Below are 24697 nucleotides of genomic sequence, written 5' to 3' on the forward strand. Positions count from 1 at the left end.
AGGCGCAGTTTCACCCCCTGGTGGAAATACAGGTGGCTGTACTGCGCGGCGGCAAAGGCGCGCAGGCGTGAACCGGCGCTGCTGCCGCCGATCTTTTCAGGGCGCCGGCAATGCCCTGGGGGTTGCGGGTGAACTGCACCGCCGAGGCATCGGCGAGAAACTCGCGCTGGCGGCAGATGGCGGCCTTGATCATATTGCCCAGCAAGCTGCCCAGGGAGCCGAAGACCAGCAGGGCCAGGCCCAGCACGGCGAAGATGATCTGCCAGAAGAAGCGGTGGCGGTCGCTGCCCAGGTGCTGCTTTTCAGCCTGGCGCAGCACCGCGATGCCCGCCAGGCTGAACACCAGCAGGCCGTGGATCACTGCCAGTAGGCGGGTATTGAGGCGCATGTCGCCGTTGTAAATGTGGCTGAACTCATGGGCGACCATGCCCTGCAATTCGTCGCGGTCCAGATGGATGAGGGCACCGCGAGTGATTCCGAGTACCGCCTGCTGCGGGGTCAGTCCGGCGGCGAAGGCATTGATCGCGTCTTCCGGCAGTACATACACGGCCGGCAGGGTGGCGCCCGAGGCCAGGGCCATTTCCTCGACGATATTGAGCAGGCGCTGTTCTTCGCTGCCCCGTGGCGAGTCGTTGATCAGGCGTCCACCCAGGTGCTCGGCGATCACCTTGCCGCCGGCCCGCAGGCGCCAGGTCTTGTACCAACTGCCCAGCACCACCACCACGAGCATGAGCACTGCTATGACCGCGACCACGGTCCAGTTCAGTACCTTGGGCTGGCCGTACTGCTGATTCAGCTCGCGCCACAACAGGCCCAGCCCCAGGCTGCTGAGGCTGACCAGGGTGGTCACCGCCAGGGTCATCAACAGCAGCAGTTTGAGGGTGTGGCGCCGGGCACGGGCCTGGTGTTGAAAGAACTTCATGCAAGCTTCCGGGGGCAGGCGGCGGGGTTATTGAAAGGACACTTTGCTGGCGTCTTGGATCTGCGCGCTGTCGGCGAATTGCAGCAGGGCGGCATCGGCGCGATGGCCGAACAGCCCGGCGAAAAACAGCGCCGGCACTTGTTGCTTGCACAGGTTGTAGTCGGTCACGGCGTCGTTGAAGGCCTGGCGCGCGTAGGCGACCTTGTTCTCGGTGCTGGTCAGTTCTTCGCTGAGCTGCGCCATGTTCTGCGAGGCCTTGAGTTCCGGGTAAGCCTCCAGGCTCAGGTGCAGGCGGTCGAGGACCTGGTCCAGGGCACCCTGGTCCTGGCCCAGGCGGGCGATGCGCGCGCTGTCGCCGGGTTGCGCGGCGGCGGCTTGCAGGCTGTCCCGGGCACTGTTGCGGGCCTCGGCCAGGGCGGTCAGGGTCTGGCGCTCGTGCTGCAGGTAGCCTTTGACGGTCTCCAGCAGGTTGGGAATCAGGTCGTAGCGGCGCTTGAGTTGCACTTCTATCTGGGCGAAGGCATTGCGCAGGCGATTGCGCCGGGTCGTCAGACGGTTGTAGAGACTGACCAGGTACAGCGCCAGAGCGGCGAGCAGCACCAGGGCGACGATATCGGCGGTGGCCATGGGATGTCCTTATCGGGGTGGGGCGTGAGGGCGGCCATGTTAACGGAAACGTCCCGGGCAGTGACAGACCTTTGCCACACTGCCATTCAAGGATTGCCACGGGCCGGCAATTCTGCGAAAAAGCGCTCGGCGTTCGCCGGCCTCCAGGTCGGGCGGGCGCTTTTTATTCAATGAACCAGGGACAGGTGATGGACAAGATCATGCTCAGGTTGACGGTGGTCGACGACTATCCACCGGTCGCCAGCGAAGGGGTCTGGGCGCAACAGCAGCCTGACGGTCTGTACCGAGTCGCCAATATTCCCTTCTATTCCCCGGATGTCTGTTACGAGGACGACGTCGCAGTCCAGGTGCAGGACGATGGCTTGAAGTGGTTCAAGCAGATCGAACGCAGCAGTGGCAACAGCACGCTGCGCCTGGTGTTTTTTGAAACCGGCCGGGCCCGGACGTCCGAGGTGCTGGAACGGATCAATGCCCTGGGCTGCCGTTGGGAGGGCATGAGCAAGGCCTTCTACTCAATCAATGTGCCGGCCTCGGTGCTGCTGGACAGCGTGCTGGACTACCTGCAGGCATGCTTTGAACAGGATTGGCTGGACTATGAGTCCGGGTTGTTGCGCCAGTGAGCGTTAAAAGGAGCAGATGCTGATGAGCCTGAAGTTTCATGCAACCACCTACAGTGCCTGCACTGAGGACGAGGTCCGGATACTGGGCTTTGCCGACGATGGGCAACAGCCAGGGCATTACCTGCTGCTGCAGCGTGCCGAATGCGTTGACGAGCAGGATCGGCAACTGGGCATGGACACCTACTATGTAGAACTGGGCGGGCAGGACGTGGCCGGCTACGGTGGTATCGAGCGCCTGCAATTGGCGCCGGGGCATTTGACCCTGCACTTTTCCAGCACCCTGGACTGGTGCCGTGCCTTGCCCAACCTTGAAGTCAGCTGGGATGCCGGGCTGGCCAGCGTCGAGGAGGTCGAGGCGGCGTTCGGCGAGATGTTTCTGGGCACCGACACAGCGGTCCAGGTCCAGCACGGGGCGGCTGCAGCGCAGTGATTGCCAAGCAGCGGCAATTCTGCGAAAAAGCGCGCCGCAGTCCCGTGTCGGGGCAATGTTTGAACGGGAGTGAAGCATGAGTGACCAATTGCAGGTGATCGATATCCAGCTGGGCGACGGCAAGGCGGTGGTCAAGGGCGCTTTGATCACCACCCAGTACCGGGGCTTTCTGGAGGACGGCAGCAGCTTCGATTCCTCCTACGATCGCGGCAAGCCGTTCCAGTGCGTGATCGGCACCGGGCGGGTGATCAAGGGGTGGGACCAGGGCCTGATGGGCATGCAAGTGGGCGGCAAGCGCAAACTGCTGGTGCCGGCGCACCTGGGCTACGGCGAGCGCAGCATGGGGGCGATCCCGCCCAACTCGAACCTGATCTTCGAGATCGAGTTGCTGGAAGTGCTGACCCGTGACGATTGAGGTGCAGGCGCGAACTGCACAAGCGAGGTCGATGCCCGCCAACAAGGCTTGCCCGGTGGTGCTGCGCCACACCACTGAACTTGAGGTCTTGGCCTTTCGCCACCCGCTGGCCGGTCTGCAACTGGTCAAGGGCACGGTGGAGGCGGGAGAGTCGACGGCCGCTGCGGCGGTCCGCGAGCTGGCGGAAGAGGCTGGCGTCCAGGCCGAGGAAAGCCGCTTTCTCGGGCTTTGGCACTCGGGGTTTTCTGGCCAGGTGTGGGCCTTCCATGAGTGCCGGGTGCGGGTGCCACTGCCCGAGAGCTGGACCCATTTCACTGCGGATGATGGCGGCCATCAGTTCGAGTTTTTCTGGCATCCCCTGGCCAGCCCGCCGTCGGCCCAATGGCACCCGCTGTTTCAAGCGGCCCTGGGCTTGCTGCAGGAGCGCTTGCTGGGCGCGGGCCGCGACGCCTAGGCAAGGCTGGCGGTATTACTGCCCCAGGCGGTACTGGTTGTTGCCGCTGCGTTTGGCCTCGTACATCGCCAGGTCGGCGACGTGCAGCAACTGGTCCATGCGCCCGGCATGGTCGGGAAACACCGCCACGCCCAGGCTGCTGCCGATGCTGTGGCGATGGCTGTCCACCTCCACTGGAGGCGACAGTTCATTGAAGATCTTTTCGCCGATGCGCCGGGCTTCTTCCTCCAGGTCGAGCCCCGGGGACAGCCCCTCCAGAATCACCACGAATTCGTCGCCGCCGATCCGCGCTACGGTGTCGCTGGTGCGCAGGATGCCTTGCAGGCGCCGGGCCGTGGCGCTCAGGACCCGGTCGCCGGCAGCGTGGCCGTACTGGTCGTTGATCGCCTTGAAACCGTTGAGGTCGACGAACACCAGGGCCACCCGGGTCTGATTGTGACGCGCCTGCTCCAGGGCCCGGGACAGGCGCTGTTCCAGCATCAGGCGATTGGGCAGGCCGGTCAGCGGATCGAAATGCGCCAGTTGCTGCAACTGGCTGGTGGAGACTTTCTCATCGGTAATGTCCCGCACCACCCCCATCATCTTGATGGTGGTGTCGTGCACGTTCTTCACCACGTTGCCGGTTTCCCGCAGCCAGTGGATGCTGCCGTCGGGCCACACCACGCGGTATTCCTCATCGTGGTTCTCGCCGGTTTCCAGGCAGCGCAACTCACCGGCGCGGACCCGTTCGCGATCGTCCGGATGCACGCAGGAGCAGAAGAGTTCGTAGGAGGGCACCACTTCGCCGACCTTGAAGCCGAACATGCCGTAGATGGCTTCCGACCAGTACAGCCGCTGGGTGTCCACTTCCCAGTCCCAGGTGCCGATGCGTGCGAAGTACTGGCTGCGCTTGAAGCGCTCGGCATCGTCGGGCACGCCTTCGGCGAGTTTGCGATAGACGCGCAACTGGGCCTGGGCGCGGCGTTCGCGGCGCAACAGCCACAACGCCAGCAGGGCCAGCAACAGGGACAGACACAGCAGGGGCCAGACAGCAATCATCGGATTCTGGACAGCATGGAAGAGGGTGGTCCTGAGGGGTGGATAGCACTTGGCTATGTTAATTCATGGCGTGCTTCCCACAGGAGATTTTTATCGGCTGGCGAGCGGTTTTTCCACAATGTCGCCACGGGCTACGAATGCCCGGGGCACAGTCACGCGTCACCGCTGGGCGACGGCATTGCTCAGTTCCAGCACGGCGTAGCCCAGGCCCAGCAGAGCCACCAGTAACAGCGCCAGGCTGGAAATGCCGGTCACCAGGCGTTTGTACTTCAGCGAGAAACCCTGACGCGCCACCAGGATGTAAGCCCCCAGCACGGCAAAATCCACCAGCACCCAGACCAGCGTCAGCAGCAGCGCACTGTGTTGCAAGGAGCGGGTGACCTGGATGAACTGGGGGAAGAAGGAGGCAAAGAACACGATGTCCTTGGGGTTGCCGATCCCCACCAGGAAACCGCTGGCCAGGCCCTGGCGGCCCTGGTCAGCGCGTGGCGCTGCCGCCACGGGTGCCGGGCCAAACACCTCCCGCAGTCCTTGCACGCCCAGCCAGCCGATGAAGCAACAGCCCAGCAGACTGACCCAGCCGATCAGGCGCGGGTCCAGCGCCAGGCCGGTGGTCAGCATCAGCACCGCCAGCAGCGCCAGCAGCAGTGAGGCGGCGTTGGTGCCCAGGGCCGTCAACACGGCCTGGCGCGGGCCGGCGTTCATGCTGGTGTTGACGATCAGGGCCACCACCGGCCCCGGGGTGGCCACCAGCATCAGTACGCTGAGTGCATAGGCCAACAATAGCGACAGGTTCAGGTCCACGAATAACGCCTTTCAAGTCATGTGCAAGGCCGCAGCTTGGCGGCTTTGAGCTGCATTGAAAAACGCAAAAAGCTATGACCTACTATGAGTTTTAATCATTGTTGGTGCCTGTCGATGGTCGAATCCTTGCCGCCGCTCTACGCGTTGCGGGCCTTTGAAGTGGCCGCCCGTTCCAGCTCCTTTACCCGGGCCGCCGAGGAACTGTCCCTGACCCAAAGCGCCATCAGCCGGCATATCCGTACCCTGGAAAGTCAGTTCGGCTGTCGCCTGTTCGAGCGCCACGGCCCCAGGCTGGTGCTTACCGAAGCCGGACAGCGCCTGGCCCGGGAGCTCAAGGTGGGCTTTCGGATCATCGAGGATGCCTGCCTGCCGCTGCGGGCCAACACCGGCCAGTTGCGTCTCAAGGCGCCTTCGACCCTGACCATGCGCTGGCTGCTGCGGGTTCTGGAGGCTCTCAAGGGGCAACAGCCGGCGCTGGCGGTGCAACTGGCCAGTGTCTGGATGGACTTCGACCATGTGGATTTTTACGCCGAGCCCTACGACTGCGCGATTCTCCTGGGCAACGGACACTTTGGCGCCGGGATCGAGGCCTGCAAGCTGTTCGATGAGTGGCTGATTCCCATCGGCCCACCCGAGCCCGCGGACGGACCGCCCTGGTCCCTGGAGCGGCTCAAGGACGCCGAGCTGATCCATCCTTCGGCGGACCGTCGCGACTGGCGCCGCTGGCTGCAGGCACAAGCACCGCAGGACCGGGCGTTGCTGGAGCAGGTGCGGCTGGAGCGGGGCAATGTCTTCGACACCCTGGACCAGGCGATCTGCGCTGCCATGGCCGGGCACGGCCTGTCGATTGGCGACCTGCATCTGGTGGCGCAGGACATTCGCCTGGGGCGGATCAGCCTGCCGTTCCCCAGCGCGGTGGCCTCAGGGGACGGCTATTACCTGGTGTGGCTGCGCGACAGTCCACGCCAGGAGCACATCGCCCGGTTGCGGGCGTTTCTATTGAGCCAGGTGCTGGATATCAGCGATCTCGAACTGGACTACCGGGTGCTGGGGGGCGGTCACCGGCCGTCTTGAACTCAGTTGAGGAGGATGTAGTCGTTGCGCTGCACGATGCCCCGGTGCGGGCCGGGCACCAGGTGCACATAACGGCCCTCCAGCAGGTCGATCGGCAGGCAGTCGTCCACGTCCAGCAAGGCATCGGTGTGGGATTTGTGCCAGTGGGCCAGCATCTGCCGTTTGCCTTTGGCCTTGGCTTCGGCCTTGTCCCGGGCCACCACCAGCAGGTAGCTGTGGGCCTCGCCAAAGGCCGCCGCTTCGTAACCGCCCAGGTTCAGGAAGTACAGGCGTGGTGCACCCGGCTGCGGTGCCAGGGGGCTGAGTTCGACCTTGCAGTCCTCGACCCCGTCGACCTGCATCCAGGCGTCGATGTGCAAGCCCGCCGGGCTGCCGAACCAGCCTTCGCGCAGTTGCGGGTAGGCGGCTTCGAGACGCTCGGCGACCACGAACTGGACATCGTGGACTTCAATTTTCGCTCTGGGGTGTTTTCCCCCCAGCATCACCACAAACAGCATTGTTGTTCCTTTTCCAGGATCGGTTTTGGCAGTGGGGCACCTTTTACCTCAAGCGCGCGGAGACTGCCAAGGCGCTTGCCGGTTATCCGGCGGCATCGGTGAACAGCGGCAGGCGGCCGTTGACCGAAGGCAGGTAATTCCAGTCTAGCGCCAGGGTGCTCAGCCCCGGCGAGCGCAGCAGCTGCTGCAGCAAACTCTGGACGATATTCAGCGCCAGGCCCTGGCCGGGACAGCGGTGCGTGCCGCTGCCAAAACTGAACCCCTGGTATGCCGGATCGCAGCCGGTGACCGCGGCCAGGGCCGGGTCGTGGTTGGCCGCCGCCAACAGCACCAGCACCGTCTCGCCGGCTTGCAGGTCCACGCCCAGCAGGGTGCAAGCCGTGGCGACGAACCGCCGGGTGTTCTGCACCGGCGGGTCCAGGCGCTGGCGTTGGAGCAGCCAGGCACTGAGCCGGTCCGGGTCATGGGACAGGCGCTGGCACAGTGACGGCTCCGCCAGCAGGGCGATCAGGCTGTTGCCGATCAGCCCGGCGCAGGCGTCGTGGGTTTGTGCCAGCAGGCCCAGCAGGTTGGCCTGCAGATCCTCTGGGGCAAGGCCCTGGCTGCGCTCGAGGATCGCCCTCAGGAACGGGCTGTGTTGCGGCGCATCAAGCAATGCCTGCATCTGTTGGATCAAGTGCTGCGCCGCTGAGTCGGCGGCCTGCAGCTGTTCTGCGTTGCTCAAGGGGGAGAGGCAGGCAACGAATTCGCCGGTGCGTCGGGCCAGGTCTTCGCGCCGCTCGGCGGCTATTCCCAGCAGTCCTGCCAGCAGTGCCACCGGCAGGCGCCACTGCCAGCGTTGCAGATCGTTGGCGCCTTGGGGGGCGCTCAGGGCAGGGCGCCACTGTGCCAGCCAGGGCTGCAGGTCGATGGCGCCCAGCTGCTGCAGCGGCGCCGCCATGGCTGCACGGGGACAGCCGTGGCGCAGGCCATCGTTCATCCGCATCAAGCGCGCAAACACGTCCCCGGCAGGCCGCCCGGCGATGGCCCGGGGCACCGGTTCCTGGGGCGGTCGGACACGGCAGGCGGGGTGGTTCAGCACCGCCGCCACTGCGGCGGCGCTGCTGGCGACCCATAGGCCCAGCGCTGAATCGTAGGTCAGGCCTCCCCGGGCACGCAGGCGGGCGTAATAGAAATCGTAGGGGGCAAAGTGGGTGGCAGCGCTGATCGGGTCCATGATTTGTCTCTTTGTTGGGCAGATATCCAGGTTGCTACTATCCTCATCTTTTCGAAGACACGATTCGTCATGGAGCGAAATATGAATGTAGTGCAGAACGACCTGGGGGTATCCAACGTGGCGGCGGCCATCGCCGAGCCGGCCCGTACCCGGATGCTGTGTGCGCTGATGGATGGCCACGCCCGTACCAGCACCGAGCTGGCGGCGATTGCCGAGGTCAGCACTTCCACCGCCAGTGCCCACCTGGCCAAGCTCAGGGACGCCGGCCTGCTGCGGGTGCAGATCCAGGGGCGGCACCGTTACTACGGCCTCGGCGATCCGCTGGTGGCCCAGGCCCTGGAGGCCCTGATGGTGATCGGCCAGGGCAGTACCTTCACCCCGCGTACCCCGGACCGCCTGCAATTTGCCCGCACTTGCTACGACCACCTGGCGGGCACCCTGGGGGTGCAGTTGCACGACCGGATGCTGGAAGCCGGCTGGTTGCTGATGGGAGAGGAGGGCGAGGACTACCGGGTCAGTGACAGTGGTGTCGAGTTCTTCCGCGGCCTGGGCATCGACGTGGTCGAGCTGAGCAGGCTGCGCCGAAGCCTGGCCTGTCCGTGCCTGGACTGGAGCATGCGCAGTCCGCACCTGGCGGGCGCCTTGGGGGCGGCGCTGCTGCGGGTGCTGTTGCAGCGCAAATGGCTGAGGCAGGATGTGGACAGCCGAGCGCTGACCCTGACCGGCACCGGCGGGCGCTACATCAGCAAGTATTTCGGTATCGCCTTGATTCAGCCATCCAAGCCGTTGTCGGCATCGGCCAGTCTGGAGCTGCAAAGCCTGGGGGCCTGAACCCCGGCGGCTGGGCGGTAAGGAGCTCTGGTGCGGTGCCCGAGTGTGCGATCAGCTGATGCCAGGGCTGCTCAATCGGGCACCACGGACTCCAGCAAGTCACGATCCAGCCCCACCATGGCCTGCTCCAATCGCGTCAATGCCGTCTTGATCTGGCCGGCATTCGCGCCTTCGCGGCAGGCCTTCTCCAGGTATTCGCATTCATCGATCAGGGCCTGGGCATTGATGATCCGCGCCGCGCCGCGGATACGGTGAGCCAGGTCGGTCACGCCTTTATTGTCGGGGTTGGCCAGCAACCCGCGGATCTGCTTCAAGTCCTGCTGGTTGCTCTGGTGCAAGCCTTTGAGCACCCGCTGAATGGAGGCTGGGTTGCCGCCGGTGAGGTGGTCCAGTTGCTGGATGTCGAAGCGCTCACTGTTGGCCTTGAGTTGCAAGCGGGGCAGGGCGGGCAGTTCTCGCAGACGGCGGTCCAGTTCCGGCAGGGCAATGGGCTTGAAGATGCATCCATTCATGCCGGCGTCCCGGCAACGCTGTTCCTCTTCGGGTTGGACGTTGGCGGTAAAGCCGAAGATCTGCACCGGTGGCCGGCCCTGGATCTGTTCGGCAACACGGATTTGTCGGGTCAGCTCATAGCCGTTCAGCACCGGCATGTTGCAGTCGGTGATCACCACGTCGAAGGTTTCCCGCTGCCAGACCTTGTAGGCTTCGGCGCCGTTCTGCGCCTGGCTCAATGAATAGTCCAGGAAGCGCAGTTGCTCGCACAGCAGTTGGCGATTGGCCTGGCTGTCGTCCACCACCAGGATATGCAGCGGTGCCCTGGCGGCGACCGACGGGGTGGCTTGCGTTACAGCAGGCGGTGCATCGGGCAGTGGGTCGAGGCGATTCAACTGCACCTGCACTCGGGCCAGGGTGCCGACGCCCGGCTGGCTCTCCAGACGCAGTTGGCCGCCCATCATTTCGCAGAGCGTGCGGCAGATCACCAGCCCCAGTCCGGTGCCCGAGCGGGCGTTCTGATGTTGCCCTGGCACCTGGCTGAAGGGCTGGAACAGCCGTTGCTGGTCGTCGGGATCGATGCCGATCCCGGTGTCCTTGACGGTCAGCAGCAGGGGCAAAAGTTGCGCATCGTCACCCTCGGCCTGCAAACGGATCTGCACCCCGCCGTGTTCGGTGAACTTGATCGCATTGCTCAGCAGATTCGACAGCACCTGCTTGAAGCGCAATGGGTCCACCAGCACGTCGCCATTGACGCTGCTGTCCAGATCCAGCTCCAGGCGCAGGCCCTTTTGCCGGGCCAGGCCATCGAAGACCCGGAACACCGACTCCACCAGATCCCGCAGGTTGGCCCGTTCGGGGCTCAGGCTCAGGCGTCCGCTTTCGATCCGGGCGATGTCCAGGATGTCGCCGATCAACTCCAGCAGGCCCTGGGCCGAGCTGTAGGCCACCTCGATCGAGCTGCGGTCGAGCTGGCCCTGGTCGGCACGCTTGAGGGCCAGTTCCAGCATGCCGATGACCGCGCTCATGGGGGTACGGATCTCATGGCTCATGGTGGCCAGGAAGGTGGTCTTGGCGCGGTTGGCCTTGTCGGCGTCGTTCTTGGCCTGGGTCAGCTCGTCCAGCAGTTGCTGGCGCTCACTGATGTCCAGCCAGCCGCCGATGATGCCGAGGATTTCGCCCTGGGCATTTCGATAGGGCAGCATCCAGTGGTAGATCTGCGTCCGCTGCCCGCGGATATGGACGGTGCGGTCGATCAGCAGCGGCGGGCCACCGTCGAGGATGCTTTGGAAATCTTTAGCGAACAGACTGGCTTCGGGCACCGCCAACTGTTCGAGGTTGCTGCCCAACACGCTCTCGCGATCGGTGCCCATGGTCTTGAGATAGCTGTCATTGCAGATCACCAGGCGCCGCTCGAGGTCGCGCACGTAGATCGGATTCGGCGTGCCGTTGATCAGCGCGTCCATGAAGCGCATTTGATCGTTGAGCGCATGCTCGGCCCGTTCGCGCTGGCTGACCTGGCGGCGCATGGCATAGCCCCAGGCCAGGGCGATCAGCAGCAACAGCACGGAGACGGCACCCGCCAGGTAGAGGGTGGTGCGGTAGTCGCGCCAGGAAGGGGGGACGACAGCGGCCTTGGAGCGCCAACGATTATTGAGCTCGGTAATGGCGTCGGGAGAAATGCTGCGCAAGGACTTGTCGATGATGCTGAACAGCTCCAGTTGGTCCCTGCGCACGCCGAAGGATTCGTTCAGCAGCGGCAGGTTCAGGGCCGATCGGACCTTGAGCTGGTCTTGCTTGATGCGCGGCAAGTTGAAACTGACAGCGATTTCCGCTTGCACCGCAGCATCGCCCTTGTGATCGCGCAGCAGAGCCAGGGCTTCGAAGTTGGTTTGTACTTCTTTGATCCGGATCTGTGGATAGCGCTGGCGCAGCAGCGGCACCAGGGCATGGCCGCTGCCGATCAGCAGGGTCTTGCCGGCCATTTCTTCCAGGGTTTTCGGCGCATCGGGAGCGTCGCGAGTGATCAACATGTAGGGCCCGACCAGGTAGGGGCGGGTGAATTGCAAGTAGCCTTCGCGCTCGGGGTTGCGGGCTCGATCGGCCACCATCTGCACCCGGCCCTCGCGTACGGCGTTGTTGAGGTCCGTGAAGCTGGGCATGGCATCGATCTCGAAACTCAGCCCGGTCTTGGTCTCCAGCATGGCCAGCAGGTCGGAGGTAATCCCCAGGTAATTGCCCTCGGCGTCGAAGTAGGACATCGGTGGCAGATAGCGGTGAATGCCGATGCGCACCACGGGGTTGTTTTTGATCCAGCGTTGTTCGTCGGCCGTGAGATCGGTTTTTTCCATGCTCAGCAGCAGGCGGTCGCCCCAGCGATTGCGGATGCTGATGTCCTGTTCCTTGTGGATCGCTTGCAGTGCACTGTCGATCAGGCGTTGCAACTGCTGGTTGTCCGGGTTCACGGCGAAGGCGAAACCCGGGATGCTCGCGGGGCCGCTATAGATGATCCGCAGGTAGTCGCTGTAGTTGCGCGAGATCAGGAACTGCGCCGAGACCGCATCGCTGAGCAGCACATCGGCATCACCGAAGGCCACGGCGGCCATGGCGGCATCCGTGTTGTCGTAGCCTTCGATCTGTGCCTTGGGGTACATGGCCTGGGCAACGGGCAGGCTGATGGTGTCCAGGGAAATGGCCAGGCGGCGTCCCTGCAAGCCGTTTTTCAGTGATGGAGAGTCCCCGAGGCGGGCCACCAGCGTCGGGCGATTGACCAGGTAGCGTTGGCTGCGCAGGAGCTGACGTTGCTGGGCATCGACCGGTGTCACGCTGCCCATGAAGTCGATCTCACCCTTGGCCAGGGCCTTGAAGACCTGTTCGCGGTTGTCATAGGCGCGGACGCTGATCTTCACCCTCAGAGCGTCCGCCAGCAGGCCGATGTAGTCTGCGGTGATGCCTTCGTATTCCCTGGACTCGTTGACCATCTCCAGCGGTGGCAGGTTCTGCTGCGAGGTGCCCAGCACCAGTTCGCGCTTGTTGCGCAGCCATTGCCAATCATCGTTGGTCAAGGACAATTCATGGTGGTGGGGTGATTCATAGTTGAGCAGTTGCAAGGGAGTTGCGGTGTCTCCCAAGGCGGGAAAACATGCCAGCCATATCAGCGTTGGCAGGAGGAAGCGGGGCATCGGGGCTCCTGATCGAAGAACGGCACAAGGATGAGTCGAGGAGGAACTGGGCTGGCTGAGTTGACCGCCGCACAAGGGCTGATCGTCAATGCTGGATATCAATATAGATCAAGGATGAGCGCGAAACGGGCCTATTTTCCTGAGTTGCTCGGGCTTGGGCAAGCCCGTCGAGGCTGGCGGACCGAAGGTAGGGGCTTTGTCTTGACCCGCGTTCGGTTGGCGATACGCTTGTGTCTATCTGCACCCTTGCGATACTTCTGTCGGTTAGTGCCACAGAAGGTGCCAAGCGATCCGTTATCGGGCCCCTCGGCAGTCGCCGCTCACCCTGGAGCCGCGCGTGAATACCCTGAAAATATTGGTGCTTGAAGACCATCCGGTGCAGCAACTGCTGGCCCTGGAGCAGTTGCGACGCCTGGATGTAGCTCAGCCATTGGCGGCGTCCGATGGGGACAGTGCCCTGAACCTGCTGCGTGAGCGCGGTGCGGCGGACATCGTGCTCTGCGACTTGCAGATGTCGGGCATGGACGGCCTGGAGTTCTTGCGGCGGGCCAGTGAGGAGCAATTGGTGCGGGCCGTGATTCTCTACAGCCTGATTGAGTCCGATCTGCGTCGCGCCGTGTTGCAGATGATCAGCCTGCATGGGTTGATCGTCCTGGGGGACGTGGGCAAGCCGGCGGACCTGGAAGCCCTGCAGGCGATGCTCGAACTGTATCAGCAGCGCCATCAGCAACAGGTTCCGGCGCCGTCCCGGCACTTCGCCCCGGTGAGCCTTGAAGACCTGCAGCGGGGGGTCGAGCAGGGCCAGTTCGTCGCCTACTACCAGCCCAAGTTCGACCTGCGCCACGCCAGTTGCTGTGGCGCCGAAGTGCTGATGCGTTGGTGCCATCCCGAGCGCGGTGTCCTGGCGCCGGCGGCCTTTCTCGATGAGCTGGAGGCCGCAGGGCTGCTGGACGAGGTTCTCCACCAGCAGCTTGACCAGAGCATGGCCCTGCAGCGCCGACTGCTGGACCAGGGTGAAGAACTGGAGCTGGCGTTCAACCTGATGCCCCGACAACTGGCCAGCGGAGACATCGTCAGGCACATCCGTCAGGCCATCGACCGGCATCAGGTTCCGCCGCGGTTGCTGACGTTCGAAATCACCGAGGTGGGCCTGGTGCAGGCGCCGGCCATCAGCCTGGAAAACCTGGTGCGCCTGCGGATGATGGAGTGCAACCTGGCCATCGACGACTTCGGCGCCGGCTACTCCTCCTTGCAGCGCCTGTGCGAACTGCCGTTCAACCAGATCAAGCTCGATGCGCATTTTGTCCGTGAATTGGTGCGTCAGCCCCGCTGTCGCGCGGTGGTCGGTGCCTCCCTGGCCTTAGCCAGCAACCTGGAAATGTGCCTGGTGGTGGAGGGGGTGGAAACCCAGCTCGAACGGCGCCTGCTGCTGGAAATAGGCTGCGTCATGGCCCAGGGGTACTGGTACGCCCGGCCGATGTCGGAAAGCGCACTGTTGTCCTGGCCGCGAAGCATCCCGGCCGAGCAACCTGCAGTGTTTCCCTGACACTGCTCTGCGGTGTCGGAGGGGCCCGCGCTGGACGTCGACGGCGATTGCGTTGAAGCTTGCCCTCCAACGTTCCAGCCAGGGCCATGCATGCTCATCGTATTCAGCGGATTGCCGGGCTCCGGCAAGACCACCATCGCTCGCACCCTGGCTCCCCACTTGGGAGCCACCTACCTGCGTATCGACAGCATCGAGCAGGGCCTGCGCGATGCCGGCCTGGCAGAGGTCGGCAAGGCCGGTTACCAGATCGCCCTGCAACTGGCCGAGGCCAATCTGGCCCTGGGCAACCCGGTGCTGGCCGACTGCGTCAATCCCGTGGCCGAAAGTCGCCAGGCCTGGAGCGATCTGGCGCAGCGACTGGGAGTGCTCCTGCTGGATGTCGAGGTGATCTGTTCCGACCCCCGGGAACATCGACGGCGGGTCGAGACCCGGCAGGTGGATGTGCCGGGGCTGCAAGCGCCCAGTTGGCAGTCGGTAATCGATCACGACTACCAGGCCTGGGCGGAGTCGCCCTTGCGCCTGGACAGTGCGAGCCTGTCGCCGCAGCAGGCGGTGGCGCTGATCCTGGCTCGGTTGCCGGTGCGCAGCTGACGGCCGACCGGCCAATCCTCGCTGCGGCCAGTCAATGCCTTGAACCTCGATGGTGCGCTGGCGGTCAGTGTTCAGGGGCCGCTGTTGGCCAGTGCACGCCATATTGCCGGCAAAGCTCCCGATAACGGGGCAAAAAAATCCTCCCTGGGGCTTTGTGCACCGATTCAGCCCGCAACCGTTTGCCATGACTCGGGCAGGGTCCCCATGGGCGTCCCCAAGACCGCTTCCTGGTGGGGATATATGTCTCTTTTATGAATGTATTTGTCGCCATTTGTGGGGTTTTTCAGACCATATGCCGCAGTGGCCGTGGTTTGGGCATTTGCGGCATAGCCTTTGCTACCGCTCTGTGAAGCGGGCGGCAGGGGCCGTCCGACCGTGGGCCCAGGAGGTGCTCGCACACAGGGGAACTATCATCCCTTCTAGGTTAAAGCCGGGTCACGCACACACAGGGTTCAAATAAAAAGCCGTTCATATCACGGCAAGGAGTTGGCTATGTCCCGCGCTTTTTTCGATGAAATGTACGCTGCCAGCGGCACCTGTCGACCACACTACGAAGCGTTCGCCCGTTGGCTGGCGGACACGCCCCTGGAGCTGCTGGACCAGCGTCGGCGTGAAGCCGACCTGTTGTTCCACCGCGCCGGTATCACCTTCACCCTGTACGGCGACGAACAGGGCACTGAACGCCTGATTCCCTTCGACATCATTCCCCGCAGCATCAAGGCCAGCGAGTGGCGCACGGTGGAGCGCGGCTGCGTGCAGCGGGTCCAGGCGCTGAACCTGTTCCTGGCGGATATCTATCACGGCCAGCGGATCATCAAGGAAGGCATCATTCCCGCCGAGCAGGTGTTGGCCAACGAAGGCTATCAGGTGGCCATGCAGGGCCTGGACCTGCACCGGGGCACCTACGCCCATATCGCCGGAGTCGATCTGGTGCGCGACGGCGATGGCAGCTACTACGTGCTGGAGGACAACCTGCGCACCCCCAGCGGCGTGAGCTACATGCTTGAAGACCGAAAGATGATGATGCGTCTGTTTCCCGAGTTGTTTGCCGCCCAGCGCATTGCCCCCATCGATCATTATCCCAACCTGTTGCTGGACACCCTGAAGAGCTCCAGCCCCCTGGACAACCCGACGGTGGTGGTGCTGACCCCGGGACGTTTCAACAGTGCCTATTTCGAGCACGCGTTCCTCGCCCGGGAAATGGGCGTGGAACTGGTGGAAGGCGCCGACCTGTTCGTGCGTGACGACCGGGTGTTCATGCGCACCACGGCCGGCGCCCAGGCGGTGGACGTGATCTACCGTCGGCTGGACGATGCCTACCTCGATCCGCTGTCATTCAATCCGGACTCCATGCTCGGGGTGCCCGGGCTGATCGCCGCCTATCGCTGCGGCAATGTGGTGCTGGCCAACGCCGTGGGCACCGGGGTCGCCGACGACAAGTCGATCTATCCCTATGTGGACGCAATGATCCGCTTCTACCTGAGCGAAGAACCGATCCTCAAGAACGTGCCCACCTGGCAGTGCCGCAAGCCCGCCGAGCTGTCCCATGTGCTGGCCAACCTGCCGAACCTGGTGGTCAAGGAAACCCAGGGCTCCGGCGGCTACGGCATGCTGGTAGGGCCGGCGGCCACCGCAGCGGAGATCGAAGAATTCCGCACCCGCCTCAAGGCTCGCCCCGAGGCTTACATCGCCCAGCCGACCCTGTCCCTGTCCACCTGCCCGACTTTTGTCGAAAGCGGCATCGCCCCGCGGCACATCGACCTGCGGCCGTTCGTGCTCTCCGGCCGGGAAACCCGCCTGGTGCCCGGCGGCCTGACCCGCGTGGCGTTGCGCGAAGGCTCGCTGGTGGTGAACTCGTCCCAGGGCGGCGGCACCAAAGACACCTGGGTAGTGGAGGACTGAACCATGCTCTCAAGAACCGCTGCGGACCTGTACTGGATGTCCCGCTACCTGGAGCGCGCCGAGAACCTGGCACGCATGCTCGAGGTCAGTTATTCGCTGTCGCTGATGCCCCAGGCCGGGCGCGGTGACGGCCATGCCGAACTGGCCATGTCGTTGCTGGCGGCCGGCACCCTGGATGACTACAACCAGCGCTACGGTGAACTGAACACCGAGCGCATGCTGCACTTTTTCGCCCTCGACGAGACCAACCCGGGGAGCATCTACTGCTGCCTGCGGGCGGCCCGCAGCAATGCTCACGCGGTGCGCGGGCGGATCACCGCGGACATGTGGGAGAACATCAACGCCACCTGGCTGGAGATGCGCAACATCGCCCGCAATGGCCTGGGGCGCTACGGCATCAGCCAGTTCTGCGAGTGGGTCAAGGAGCGTTCGCACCTGTTCCGCGGTGCCACCGCCGGCACCATCATGCGCAACGACGCCTATCGCTTCATTCGCCTGGGGACCTTTATCGAGCGCGCCGACAACACCCTGCGCCTGCTGGACGCACGCTATGAAATGTTCGGCGAGGAGTCCGAGGAAGTCAGCGATAACTCGGCCCGGGGCTATTACCAGTGGAGCGCCTTGCTCCGTGCCTTGTCGTCCTTCGAAGCGTTCAACGAGATCTACCGCAATGCCCCGGGGGCCGAGCAGGTGTCCGAGATGCTGCTGTTGCGCGCCGATGTACCGCGCTCCCTGCATGCCTGCGTCGAGGAGCTGGACCAGCTCCTGGCCACCTTGCCGGGGGACAACGGACGCCCGGCCCAGCGCCTGGCCGCCGAACTGAACGCGCGCCTGCGCTATACCGGGATCAACGAGATTCTCGATTCCGGCCTGCACCAGTGGCTGACCGATTGCATCGGGCAGATCCGCCACCTGGGGCAGACCGTGCATGAGTCCTATCTGGAGGTGGTATGAAACTGTCCATTCGTCACGACACGACCTACAGCTACGCCGATGAAGTCTGCACCAGCATCCAGTTCCTGCGGTTGACGCCCCAGGACAGCCAGCGCCAGCAGGTCCTCCGATGGCACCTGGAGCTGCCACGGCAGGTGCGCGCCCAGCGCGACCCCTACGGCAACATCCTGCATGTCATGACCCTCGACGAGCCCCACGGCGCCATTGTCCTCACGGCCTTTGGCGAAGTGCAGATCGATGGCACGCGGGAAGTGGAGGGCGACAGCCAGTCGCCGCTGCCGTTCCTGCGTTGCAGCCACCTGAGCAAGGCGGACTCGGCCCTCTGCGACTTTGCCCGGCGCCATTGCGGCGAGCGCCGTGATCGCGCCGCGCTGATCGAGTTGATGCAGGCCCTGGCCGAGCACATGCCCTACAGCCCGGGTGCCACCGGGGTTGGCAGTACTGCGGCCGAAGCCTTTGCCGGCGGTGCCGGGGTCTGCCAGGACCATACCCACGCGTTCCTGGCCTGCGCCCGCAGCCTGGGGATTCCCGCGCGCTACGTCTCCGGCTACCTGTGCACCGAGGACGCCAGCCACCTGGCCAGCCATGCCTGGGCCGAAGCCTGGCTCGACGACGGCTGGTACAGCTTCGACGTGACCAATCGCCTGGCGCGACCCGAGCGTCACCTGAAACTGGCGGTGGGCCTGGACTACCTGGATGCCTGCCCGGTGCGCGGCATGCGTCGCGGGGGAGGGGCCGAACAGATGCAGGCCCGGGTCCAGGTCAGTTCCATGGTGCAGTTCCAGCATCAGTAACGCCGCGCAGCGTCGCCGCCCATGCCCTGGCCGGGCGCGGCGCTACGGGTCGATTGTTGCCTGGGGCCGTGGCCACAGCTAAGGAGTTTTGGATAGACAGGCAGATGTTATAAAGTAACGACCGATTTGCCGGGCGCGAGACCGGCACCGTCCCTTTGAACCTGACGCTGCGATCCCTCCTTATGAGTTCTTTACCCAACCCTCCCGCAGGCCTCGGCACCCGGCTGCTGAGTATCGATGCCCTGCGCGGCCTGGTGATGCTGTTCATGCTACTGGACCATGTGCGGGAAACCTTCTTCCTGCACCGGCAGGTAAGCGATCCCATGGACGTGGCCACCACCGAGCCCGGGCTATTTGTCAGCCGCACCCTGGCACACCTGTGCGCGCCGGTGTTTGTCCTGCTGACCGGGCTTTCGGCTTACCTGTTTGCCCAGAAGCACGGCCATCGGGCCGAGGCCAGCGCTTTCCTGTTCAAGCGTGGGTTGTTCCTGGTGGTGCTGGAGCTGACCCTGGTGAACTTCGCCTGGACCGGGCAGGTTCCGCCGACGCTGATCTATCTGCAGGTGATCTGGGTCATCGGCCTGAGCATGCTGGCGCTGTCGGCCCTGTTGTGGCTGCCTCGGGCGCTGTTGTTGGGCCTGAGCCTGCTGCTGATCGGCGGGCACAATCTGCTGGATGGGCTGCATTTCGCCCCGGGCGAGGCGCTGCACGTGCCTTGGGCGATCCTGCATGATCGCGGCTGGATCGAATGGGGCGAAGGGCTGCGTCTGCGGACCTCTTATCCGCTGCTGCCATGGATCGGCGTGATCGGCCTGGGTTATGCCCTGGGGCCCTGGTTCGCCCGCGAAGCCGAGGCCGCTCAGCGACAGCAGCGTCTGTTGCGATGGGGGCTGGCGGCGCTGGCGGGGTTCATCGTGCTGCGGCTGCTTAACGGCTATGGCGAGCGGCCCTGGGTCAGTGGCGAGACCTGGGTGCAAACCCTGATGAGCTTTTTCAACATCACCAAGTACCCGCCGTCGCTGCTGTTTATCGCCCTGACCCTGGGCGCCGGGCTGCTTCTGCTGCGGGCCCTGGAGCGGCGGCAGGACAGCGGTTTGATCCGGGTGCTCGGCGTATTTGGCGCGGCGCCGATGTTCTTCTACCTGTTGCACTTGTATGTGCTCAAGGGCCTGTATCTGCTGGCCGTGGCGCTACTGGGGCGCAATCAAGGGGCCTATTTTGGCTTCGATTGGCTGGGCTGGCTGTGGCTGATCACGTTGCTTCTGGCCTTGATCCTGTACCCGCCGGTGCGGGGCTTCGCCCGACTCAAGGCCCGGCGCCGCGACCTGGCCTGGCTGAAGTACTTCTAAGGGGCCAGTCCCTTGCTGCCTGCGCCGGATTGCTGGCGCAGGCAGGGCAATCAGCGTTTTTTTGCCGGCGCCGACAAACACCGCTTGAACGGCATGGGGCACCCTCTGTACTGTATATAAAAACAGTATTCGAGCCTCGCCATGCAACTGATCGACAAGCTGAGCATCCTCGCCGACGCCGCCAAGTACGACGCTTCCTGCGCCAGCAGCGGCGCGCCCAAGCGCAGTTCCGAAGGCAAGAGCGGGTTGGGTTCGAGCAATGGCATGGGCATCTGCCACAGCTATACGCCGGACGGACGCTGCGTCTCGCTGCTCAAGGTGCTGCTGACCAATTTCTGCCTCTACGACTGCCAGTACTGCGTCAACCGCCGCTCCAGCGATGTGCCCCGGGCCCGTTTCAGCCCCGAGGAAGTGGTGCGCCTGACCCTGGATTTCTACCGGCGCAACTGCGTCAGCGGGCTGTTCCTCAGCTCCGGGATCATCCGCTCGGCGGACTACACCATGGAGCAGTTGGTGCAGGTGGCCAGGCTGTTGCGTGAAGAGCATGAGTTCCGCGGCTACATCCACCTCAAGACCATCCCCGACGCCGACCCGCTGCTGATCGAGCAAGCCGGGCGCTATGCCGACCGCCTCAGCGTCAACGTCGAGTTGCCCACCGACCAGGGCCTCAAGGCCCTGGCCCCGGAAAAACACCTGGGCTCGATCAAGCAGGCCATGGGCACCATCTATACCGGCGAGCAGACCGTGCTCAACGAGCCCCGGGCGCCGCGTTTCGCCCCGGCCGGGCAGAGCACCCAGATGATCGTCGGTGCCGACGACACCGATGACAGCACCATTCTCCACAGCGCCGAGGCGCTGTACGGCAATTTCCGCCTGCGCCGGGTCTATTACTCGGCGTTCAGCCCGATCCCCAACAGCCCGAAAAGCGTGCCCCTGGCCGCGCCGCCGCTGATGCGCGAGCACCGTCTGTACCAGGCCGACTTCCTGTTGCGCGGCTATGGCTTCAGCGCCAACGAACTCTTCAAGGGGCCGGGGCACCTGGCCCTGGACATCGACCCCAAGCTGGCCTGGGCGCTGGAGAACCGCAACCTGTTTCCCCTGGACCTGAACCGCGCCGAGCCAACCTTGATCGCGCGCATCCCGGGGATCGGCCTGCGTACTACCCAGCGCCTGGTGGAACTGCGTCGCGAGCGGCGCATCCGCTTCGAGGACCTGGCGCGCATGCGCTGTGTGCTGAGCAAGGCCAAGCCGTTCTTCATCACCAGCGACTATCACCCGCAGCAGGCGGAAACCAGCAGCGCGCTGCTCTACCAGCAACTGCGGGACCGGCCGCAACCGCAGCAGATGGGGCTCTGGGGATGATCAGCCTGGACTGCGACGACCTGTTCGACACCTGGCGCCAGCAGGCGCGCTGGCTGCTCAGTCATTCCATCGATCCGAGTCGGGTCAGTTGGGCCGGGACCCGGGAGGCCGACCTCTTCGCCAGCGACGAGAGCTGCCCTGAACAGCCCGGACCGTTTCGCGCGCGCATTCCCCAGGCCCTGCTGGAGCTGTTGCAGCGGGCCGCCTGCTATCGCGGCGAGCAGCGCTGGAGCCTGCTCTACGAGGTGCTGTGGCGGGTCAGCCATGGCGACCGCACGGCCATGCTCAGCGGCGATCAACTGGGCAGCGAGTTGCAGCGGCGGATCAAGCAGGTGGACCGCGAGGCCCATCACCTGCATGCCTTCGTGCGCTTCGTCAGGCTGCCCGAGGGCCGCTCATCCCTGGCCGAGCAACCCGAATACGTAGCCTGGCACGAACCGGCCCACGACATCCTGGCCCAGGCCAGCCGGCACTTCATCGGACGCATGGGGCGCCACCGCTGGATGATCGCCACGCCCCGGGACGGGGTGTATTTCGACGGCGAGCAACTGCACCACCAGCGCCAGTGCCCCGCTGGTTGGCAGCAACTGGCCCAGGCCGGCGACGACCCCGGAGGCGAGCTGTGGCTGGCCTACTACAGCCACATCTTCAACCCGGCGCGGCTCAACCCCAAGGTCATGCAGGGGCATTTGCCGACCCGGTTCTGGAAGCACCTGCCGGAGGGACCGCTGATTCCGGCGCTGATCAGTGAAGCGCGCCACGGCAAGCAGCGCGACGGCCAGGCCAGCCAGGTGGCGGCGCGGCGCGGCAAGCGGATTGGCGGCGGGCAATAAAAAGCCCGCCCCTGGCAAACAGGGGCGGGCTGGGGTGCAGCAGGGGGCGAATCAGACCTTGACGATCCAGCCCGCTGGCGCTTCCACGTCGCCGGTCTGCACGCCGGTCAGCTCTTTGTAGAGCTTCTGGGTGATCGGGCCGACGTCTTTTTCGCTGTAGAACACGTGCAGCTTGTCCTGGTACTGGATGCCGCCGATCGGCGTGATCACCGCGGCGGTGCCGCAGGCGCCGGCTTCCTTGAAGTCCGAGAGCTTGTCGATGAACACGTCGCCTTCGACCACTTCCAGGCCCAGGCGGGTCTTGGCCAGCTCGATCAGCGACAGGCGGGTGATACCCGGTAGTACCGATGGCGAGTTGGGGGTGACGAATTTGTCATCGTGGGTGATGCCGAAGAAGTTGGCCGAACCGACTTCCTCGATCTTGCTGTGGGTCAGCGGGTCGAGGTAAATGCAGTCGGCGAAGCTGGCCTTCTTGGCCTGGGAGCCCGGCATCAGGCTGGCGGCGTAGTTGCCACCGACCTTGGCCGCGCCGGTGCCTTGTGGGGCGGCGCGGTCGTAGCTGGAGATCAGGAAGTTGTGCGGAGTCAGGCCGCCCTTGAAGTAGGCGCCGACCGGGATGGCGAAGATCGAAAAGATGAACTCCGGCGCGGTGCGCACGCCGATGTTGTCGCCGACGCCGATCACGAACGGACGCAGGTACAGCGCGCCGCCGGTGCCGTATGGCGGAATGAAACGCTCGTTAGCCTTGACCACGGCCTTGCAGGCTTCGATGAACTGTTCGGTGGACACCTGCGGCATCAGCAGGCGGGCGCAGCTGCGCTGCATGCGCGCGGCGTTCTGGTCCGGACGGAACAGGTTGATCGAGCCGTCCTTGCAGCGGTAGGCCTTGAGGCCTTCGAAGCATTGCTGACCGTAGTGCAGGGCGGTGGAGCCCTCGCTGATGTGCAGCACGTTGTCTTCGGTCAGGGTGCCTGCGTCCCACTCGCCGTTACGCCAGTGCGACAGATAGCGCTTGTCTGTCTTGATGTAGTCAAAACCCAGCTTGTCCCAATTGATGCTTTCGTTACCCATGACACCCTCTATCACTTAACAACCGCCGGAACGGCTCAAGGCTTCTGACGTTTTTTTGGATGGGCACAACAATACTGCATTCCGGGGGCGCACCGCATCCCGGACGATGGGAGGGCGCGCAAAAAACTTGGCCTGCTCATGAAGCTTCCTCCATAACAGCCCCCATACCCCCTGTAGGAGCGAGCTTGCTCGCGAAGGCCCCGGCGCGAACGCTTGGCTATCCCCGCCAGCTCTTTCGCGAGCAAGCTCGCTCCTACCTGGGCGCTGTCCTGTGTGCCCCTTGAATGGTTACAGATGCAGGGCGTGGCCCAGTGCCCGCAGCGCCGCTTCCTGGACCGCTTCACCCAGGGTCGGGTGGGCGTGGATGGTGCCGCCGATGTCTTCCAGGCGCGCACCCATTTCCAGGGATTGGCCGAACGCCGTGGACAATTCGGAGACACCGACTCCCACCGCCTGCCAGCCGACAATCAGGTGATTGTCACTTCGGGCCACCACCCGCACGAAACCGCTTTTCGATTCCAGGGTCATGGCCCGGCCATTGGCCGCGAACGGGAAGTTGCTGACGATGCAGTCCAGGCCGGCAGCGCGGGCTTCGTCCGGGGTCTTGCCCACCACCACCAGTTCCGGGTCGGTGAAACACACCGCCGGGATCGCCGCCGGGTTGAACTCGCGGTGCTTGCCGGCGATCAGCTCGGCGACCATCTCGCCCTGGGCCATGGCCCGGTGGGCGAGCATCGGCTCGCCGCTGAGGTCACCGATGGCCCAGACGTTGCGCATGCTGGTCTGGCAGCGGTGGTCGATCTTGATCGCCGCGCCGTTCATGTCCAGGTTCAGGCTTTCCAGGTTCCAGCCCTGGGTGTTGGGTTTGCGACCGACGGCCACCAGCACCTGATCGGTGGCCAGGTTCAGGGTGTCGCCATTGGGCTCGCGCACCTGCAGGCTGCTGCTGGCGGCATCGAAGCCCAGCACGCTGTGCTTGAGGTAGAGCTTGATGCCCAGCTGCTTCACCGATTCCAGCACCGGCTGGGTCAGTTCCGCGTCATAGGCCGGCAGGATGCGTTCCTGGGCCTCGACCACACTGACCTCGACCCCGAGCTTGCGGTAGGCGATGCCCAGTTCCAGGCCGATGTAGCCGCCGCCGACCACGGTCAGGCGCTTGGGCAAGGTCTTGGGTGCCAGGGCCTCGGTGGAGGAGATGATCGGCCCGCCGATGGGCAGCATCGGCAAATTGACGCTTTTTGAACCAGTGGCCAGCAGCAGGTGCTCGCACTGGATGCGGGTATCGGTGCCTTCGATCTCCACGGTCTTGCCGTCGATGACCTTGGCCCAGCCCTGAATCACCTGGACCTTGTTTTTCTTCAACAGCGCGGCGACCCCGGTGGTCAGGCGGTCGACGATGCCGTCCTTCCATTCCACGCTCCTGCCGATGTTCAAGGTCGGCGCCGCCACTTCGATGCCCAGGGCCGAGCCCTGGCTGTGGTGGCGAGTCTGGTGGAACTGCTCGGCGACATGAATCAGCGCCTTGGACGGGATGCAGCCGATGTTCAGGCAGGTACCGCCCAGGGCCTGGCCTTCCACCAGGATGGTTGAAATGCCCAGCTGGCCGGCACGGATCGCCGCCACATAGCCACCAGGACCGCCGCCGATGATCAGCAGCTGGGTATTGAGAGTCTGTTGCATGCCTGCTCCTCTG

Annotated in this window: 23 protein-coding genes; 14 read left to right on the plus strand and 9 right to left on the minus strand. The window is 64.4% G+C overall.

All coding sequences use genetic code 11. The features are described 5' to 3' along the window. Nucleotides 1-10: 10 nt before the first annotated feature. Both LOY69_RS12860 and LOY69_RS12865 read right to left on the minus strand, forming a co-directional pair. Complete coding sequence (locus LOY69_RS12860; RefSeq protein WP_265074676.1) at nt 11-922, minus strand: M48 family metalloprotease; 912 nt, start codon at nt 920-922, stop codon at nt 11-13. A 27-nt stretch (nt 923-949) separates the two neighbouring features. Beyond that, nucleotides 950-1549 (minus strand): LemA family protein, encoded by a 600-nt coding sequence (locus tag LOY69_RS12865; protein ID WP_102879815.1) that lies wholly within the window; start codon nt 1547-1549, stop codon nt 950-952. Nucleotides 1550-1719: 170 nt separating this feature from the next. Here LOY69_RS12865 and LOY69_RS12870 point away from each other — a divergent pair, with 170 nt between their 5' ends. The 4 genes from LOY69_RS12870 to LOY69_RS12885 all read left to right on the plus strand — a co-directional run bounded on the left by LOY69_RS12870 (nt 1720) and on the right by LOY69_RS12885 (nt 3468). Then, nucleotides 1720-2169 (plus strand): DUF4265 domain-containing protein, encoded by a 450-nt coding sequence (locus LOY69_RS12870; RefSeq protein ID WP_265074677.1) that lies wholly within the window; start codon nt 1720-1722, stop codon nt 2167-2169. A gap of 22 nt (nt 2170-2191) precedes the next feature. After that, nucleotides 2192-2599 (plus strand): Imm10 family immunity protein, encoded by a 408-nt coding sequence (locus LOY69_RS12875; protein WP_102880088.1) that lies wholly within the window; start codon nt 2192-2194, stop codon nt 2597-2599. A gap of 76 nt (nt 2600-2675) precedes the next feature. Next, the gene (locus LOY69_RS12880; RefSeq protein WP_060843293.1) at nt 2676-3014 is read left to right on the plus strand and encodes an FKBP-type peptidyl-prolyl cis-trans isomerase; all 339 of its coding nucleotides are present in this window, start codon (nt 2676-2678) and stop codon (nt 3012-3014) included. Nucleotides 3015-3045: 31 nt separating this feature from the next. Next, nucleotides 3046-3468, plus strand: a complete 423-nt coding sequence (locus LOY69_RS12885) for an NUDIX hydrolase (RefSeq protein ID WP_110653453.1) — start codon at nt 3046-3048, stop codon at nt 3466-3468. Nucleotides 3469-3483: 15 nt separating this feature from the next. On the opposite strand, the gene LOY69_RS12890 is transcribed toward LOY69_RS12885, so the two are convergent. Both LOY69_RS12890 and LOY69_RS12895 read right to left on the minus strand, forming a co-directional pair. Further along, nucleotides 3484-4506 (minus strand): sensor domain-containing diguanylate cyclase, encoded by a 1023-nt coding sequence (locus LOY69_RS12890; RefSeq protein ID WP_110595772.1) that lies wholly within the window; start codon nt 4504-4506, stop codon nt 3484-3486. 159 nt (nt 4507-4665) lie between these two features. Next, nucleotides 4666-5304: a LysE family translocator gene (locus LOY69_RS12895; protein WP_265074889.1), complete on the minus strand. Its 639-nt coding sequence runs from the start codon at nt 5302-5304 to the stop codon at nt 4666-4668. A 120-nt stretch (nt 5305-5424) separates the two neighbouring features. On the opposite strand from LOY69_RS12895, the gene LOY69_RS12900 reads away from it, so the two are divergent. Then, on the plus strand, nt 5425-6384 hold the full coding sequence (locus LOY69_RS12900) for a LysR substrate-binding domain-containing protein (protein WP_265074678.1): 960 nt from the start codon (nt 5425-5427) through the stop codon (nt 6382-6384). A gap of 2 nt (nt 6385-6386) precedes the next feature. Here LOY69_RS12900 and LOY69_RS12905 read toward each other — a convergent pair whose 3' ends face one another. Together LOY69_RS12905 and LOY69_RS12910 are read right to left on the minus strand one after the other, a co-directional pair. Continuing rightward, nucleotides 6387-6881: a DUF1543 domain-containing protein gene (locus tag LOY69_RS12905; RefSeq protein ID WP_102879809.1), complete on the minus strand. Its 495-nt coding sequence runs from the start codon at nt 6879-6881 to the stop codon at nt 6387-6389. A gap of 82 nt (nt 6882-6963) precedes the next feature. Further along, nucleotides 6964-8097, minus strand: a complete 1134-nt coding sequence (locus LOY69_RS12910) for a cytochrome P450 (RefSeq protein WP_265074679.1) — start codon at nt 8095-8097, stop codon at nt 6964-6966. An 81-nt stretch (nt 8098-8178) separates the two neighbouring features. On the opposite strand from LOY69_RS12910, the gene LOY69_RS12915 reads away from it, so the two are divergent. Beyond that, a complete protein-coding gene (locus LOY69_RS12915; protein WP_265074680.1) occupies nt 8179-8928 on the plus strand; it encodes an ArsR/SmtB family transcription factor in 750 nt (249 codons plus the stop codon). Between the two features lie 71 nt (nt 8929-8999). Here LOY69_RS12915 and LOY69_RS12920 read toward each other — a convergent pair whose 3' ends face one another. Continuing rightward, the gene (locus LOY69_RS12920; RefSeq protein WP_170003067.1) at nt 9000-12602 is read right to left on the minus strand and encodes a transporter substrate-binding domain-containing protein; all 3603 of its coding nucleotides are present in this window, start codon (nt 12600-12602) and stop codon (nt 9000-9002) included. 337 nt (nt 12603-12939) lie between these two features. Here LOY69_RS12920 and LOY69_RS12925 point away from each other — a divergent pair, with 337 nt between their 5' ends. The 8 genes from LOY69_RS12925 (at nt 12940) to LOY69_RS12960 (ending at nt 21933) form a co-directional block, all read left to right on the plus strand. Then, on the plus strand, nt 12940-14148 hold the full coding sequence (locus LOY69_RS12925; RefSeq protein WP_102879805.1) for an EAL domain-containing protein: 1209 nt from the start codon (nt 12940-12942) through the stop codon (nt 14146-14148). A gap of 90 nt (nt 14149-14238) precedes the next feature. Next, nucleotides 14239-14739: an AAA family ATPase gene (locus tag LOY69_RS12930; RefSeq protein ID WP_265074681.1), complete on the plus strand. Its 501-nt coding sequence runs from the start codon at nt 14239-14241 to the stop codon at nt 14737-14739. Nucleotides 14740-15231: 492 nt separating this feature from the next. Then, nucleotides 15232-16641 carry a circularly permuted type 2 ATP-grasp protein gene (locus LOY69_RS12935; protein WP_265074682.1) on the plus strand — a complete coding sequence of 470 codons (1410 nt, stop codon included), beginning with the start codon at nt 15232-15234 and terminating at the stop codon, nt 16639-16641. 3 nt (nt 16642-16644) lie between these two features. After that, nucleotides 16645-17595 carry an alpha-E domain-containing protein gene (locus tag LOY69_RS12940; protein ID WP_102864395.1) on the plus strand — a complete coding sequence of 317 codons (951 nt, stop codon included), beginning with the start codon at nt 16645-16647 and terminating at the stop codon, nt 17593-17595. After that, entirely contained in the window at nt 17592-18389 is a 798-nt protein-coding gene (locus LOY69_RS12945) for a transglutaminase family protein (RefSeq protein WP_265074683.1), read from the plus strand. The genes LOY69_RS12940 and LOY69_RS12945 overlap by 4 nt, the downstream gene beginning before the upstream one ends. Nucleotides 18390-18571: 182 nt before the next feature. Continuing rightward, nucleotides 18572-19738 (plus strand): DUF1624 domain-containing protein, encoded by a 1167-nt coding sequence (locus LOY69_RS12950; protein WP_110653445.1) that lies wholly within the window; start codon nt 18572-18574, stop codon nt 19736-19738. A 141-nt stretch (nt 19739-19879) separates the two neighbouring features. Next, nucleotides 19880-21100, plus strand: coding sequence for a putative DNA modification/repair radical SAM protein (locus LOY69_RS12955; protein ID WP_265074684.1), 1221 nt, complete (start codon nt 19880-19882; stop codon nt 21098-21100). After that, a complete protein-coding gene (locus tag LOY69_RS12960) occupies nt 21097-21933 on the plus strand; it encodes a TIGR03915 family putative DNA repair protein (protein WP_102879799.1) in 837 nt (278 codons plus the stop codon). The genes LOY69_RS12955 and LOY69_RS12960 overlap by 4 nt, the downstream gene beginning before the upstream one ends. A gap of 51 nt (nt 21934-21984) precedes the next feature. On the opposite strand, the gene LOY69_RS12965 is transcribed toward LOY69_RS12960, so the two are convergent. Both LOY69_RS12965 and lpdA read right to left on the minus strand, forming a co-directional pair. After that, the gene (locus LOY69_RS12965) at nt 21985-23004 is read right to left on the minus strand and encodes a branched-chain amino acid aminotransferase (RefSeq protein ID WP_015635266.1); all 1020 of its coding nucleotides are present in this window, start codon (nt 23002-23004) and stop codon (nt 21985-21987) included. Nucleotides 23005-23292: 288 nt separating this feature from the next. Then, nucleotides 23293-24684 carry a dihydrolipoyl dehydrogenase gene (gene lpdA / locus LOY69_RS12970; RefSeq protein WP_265074685.1) on the minus strand — a complete coding sequence of 464 codons (1392 nt, stop codon included), beginning with the start codon at nt 24682-24684 and terminating at the stop codon, nt 23293-23295. Between the last annotated feature and the right edge of the window lie 13 nt (nt 24685-24697).

The organism is Pseudomonas sp. B21-059, from assembly GCF_026016285.1.
Classification (GTDB): domain Bacteria; phylum Pseudomonadota; class Gammaproteobacteria; order Pseudomonadales; family Pseudomonadaceae; genus Aquipseudomonas; species Aquipseudomonas danubii.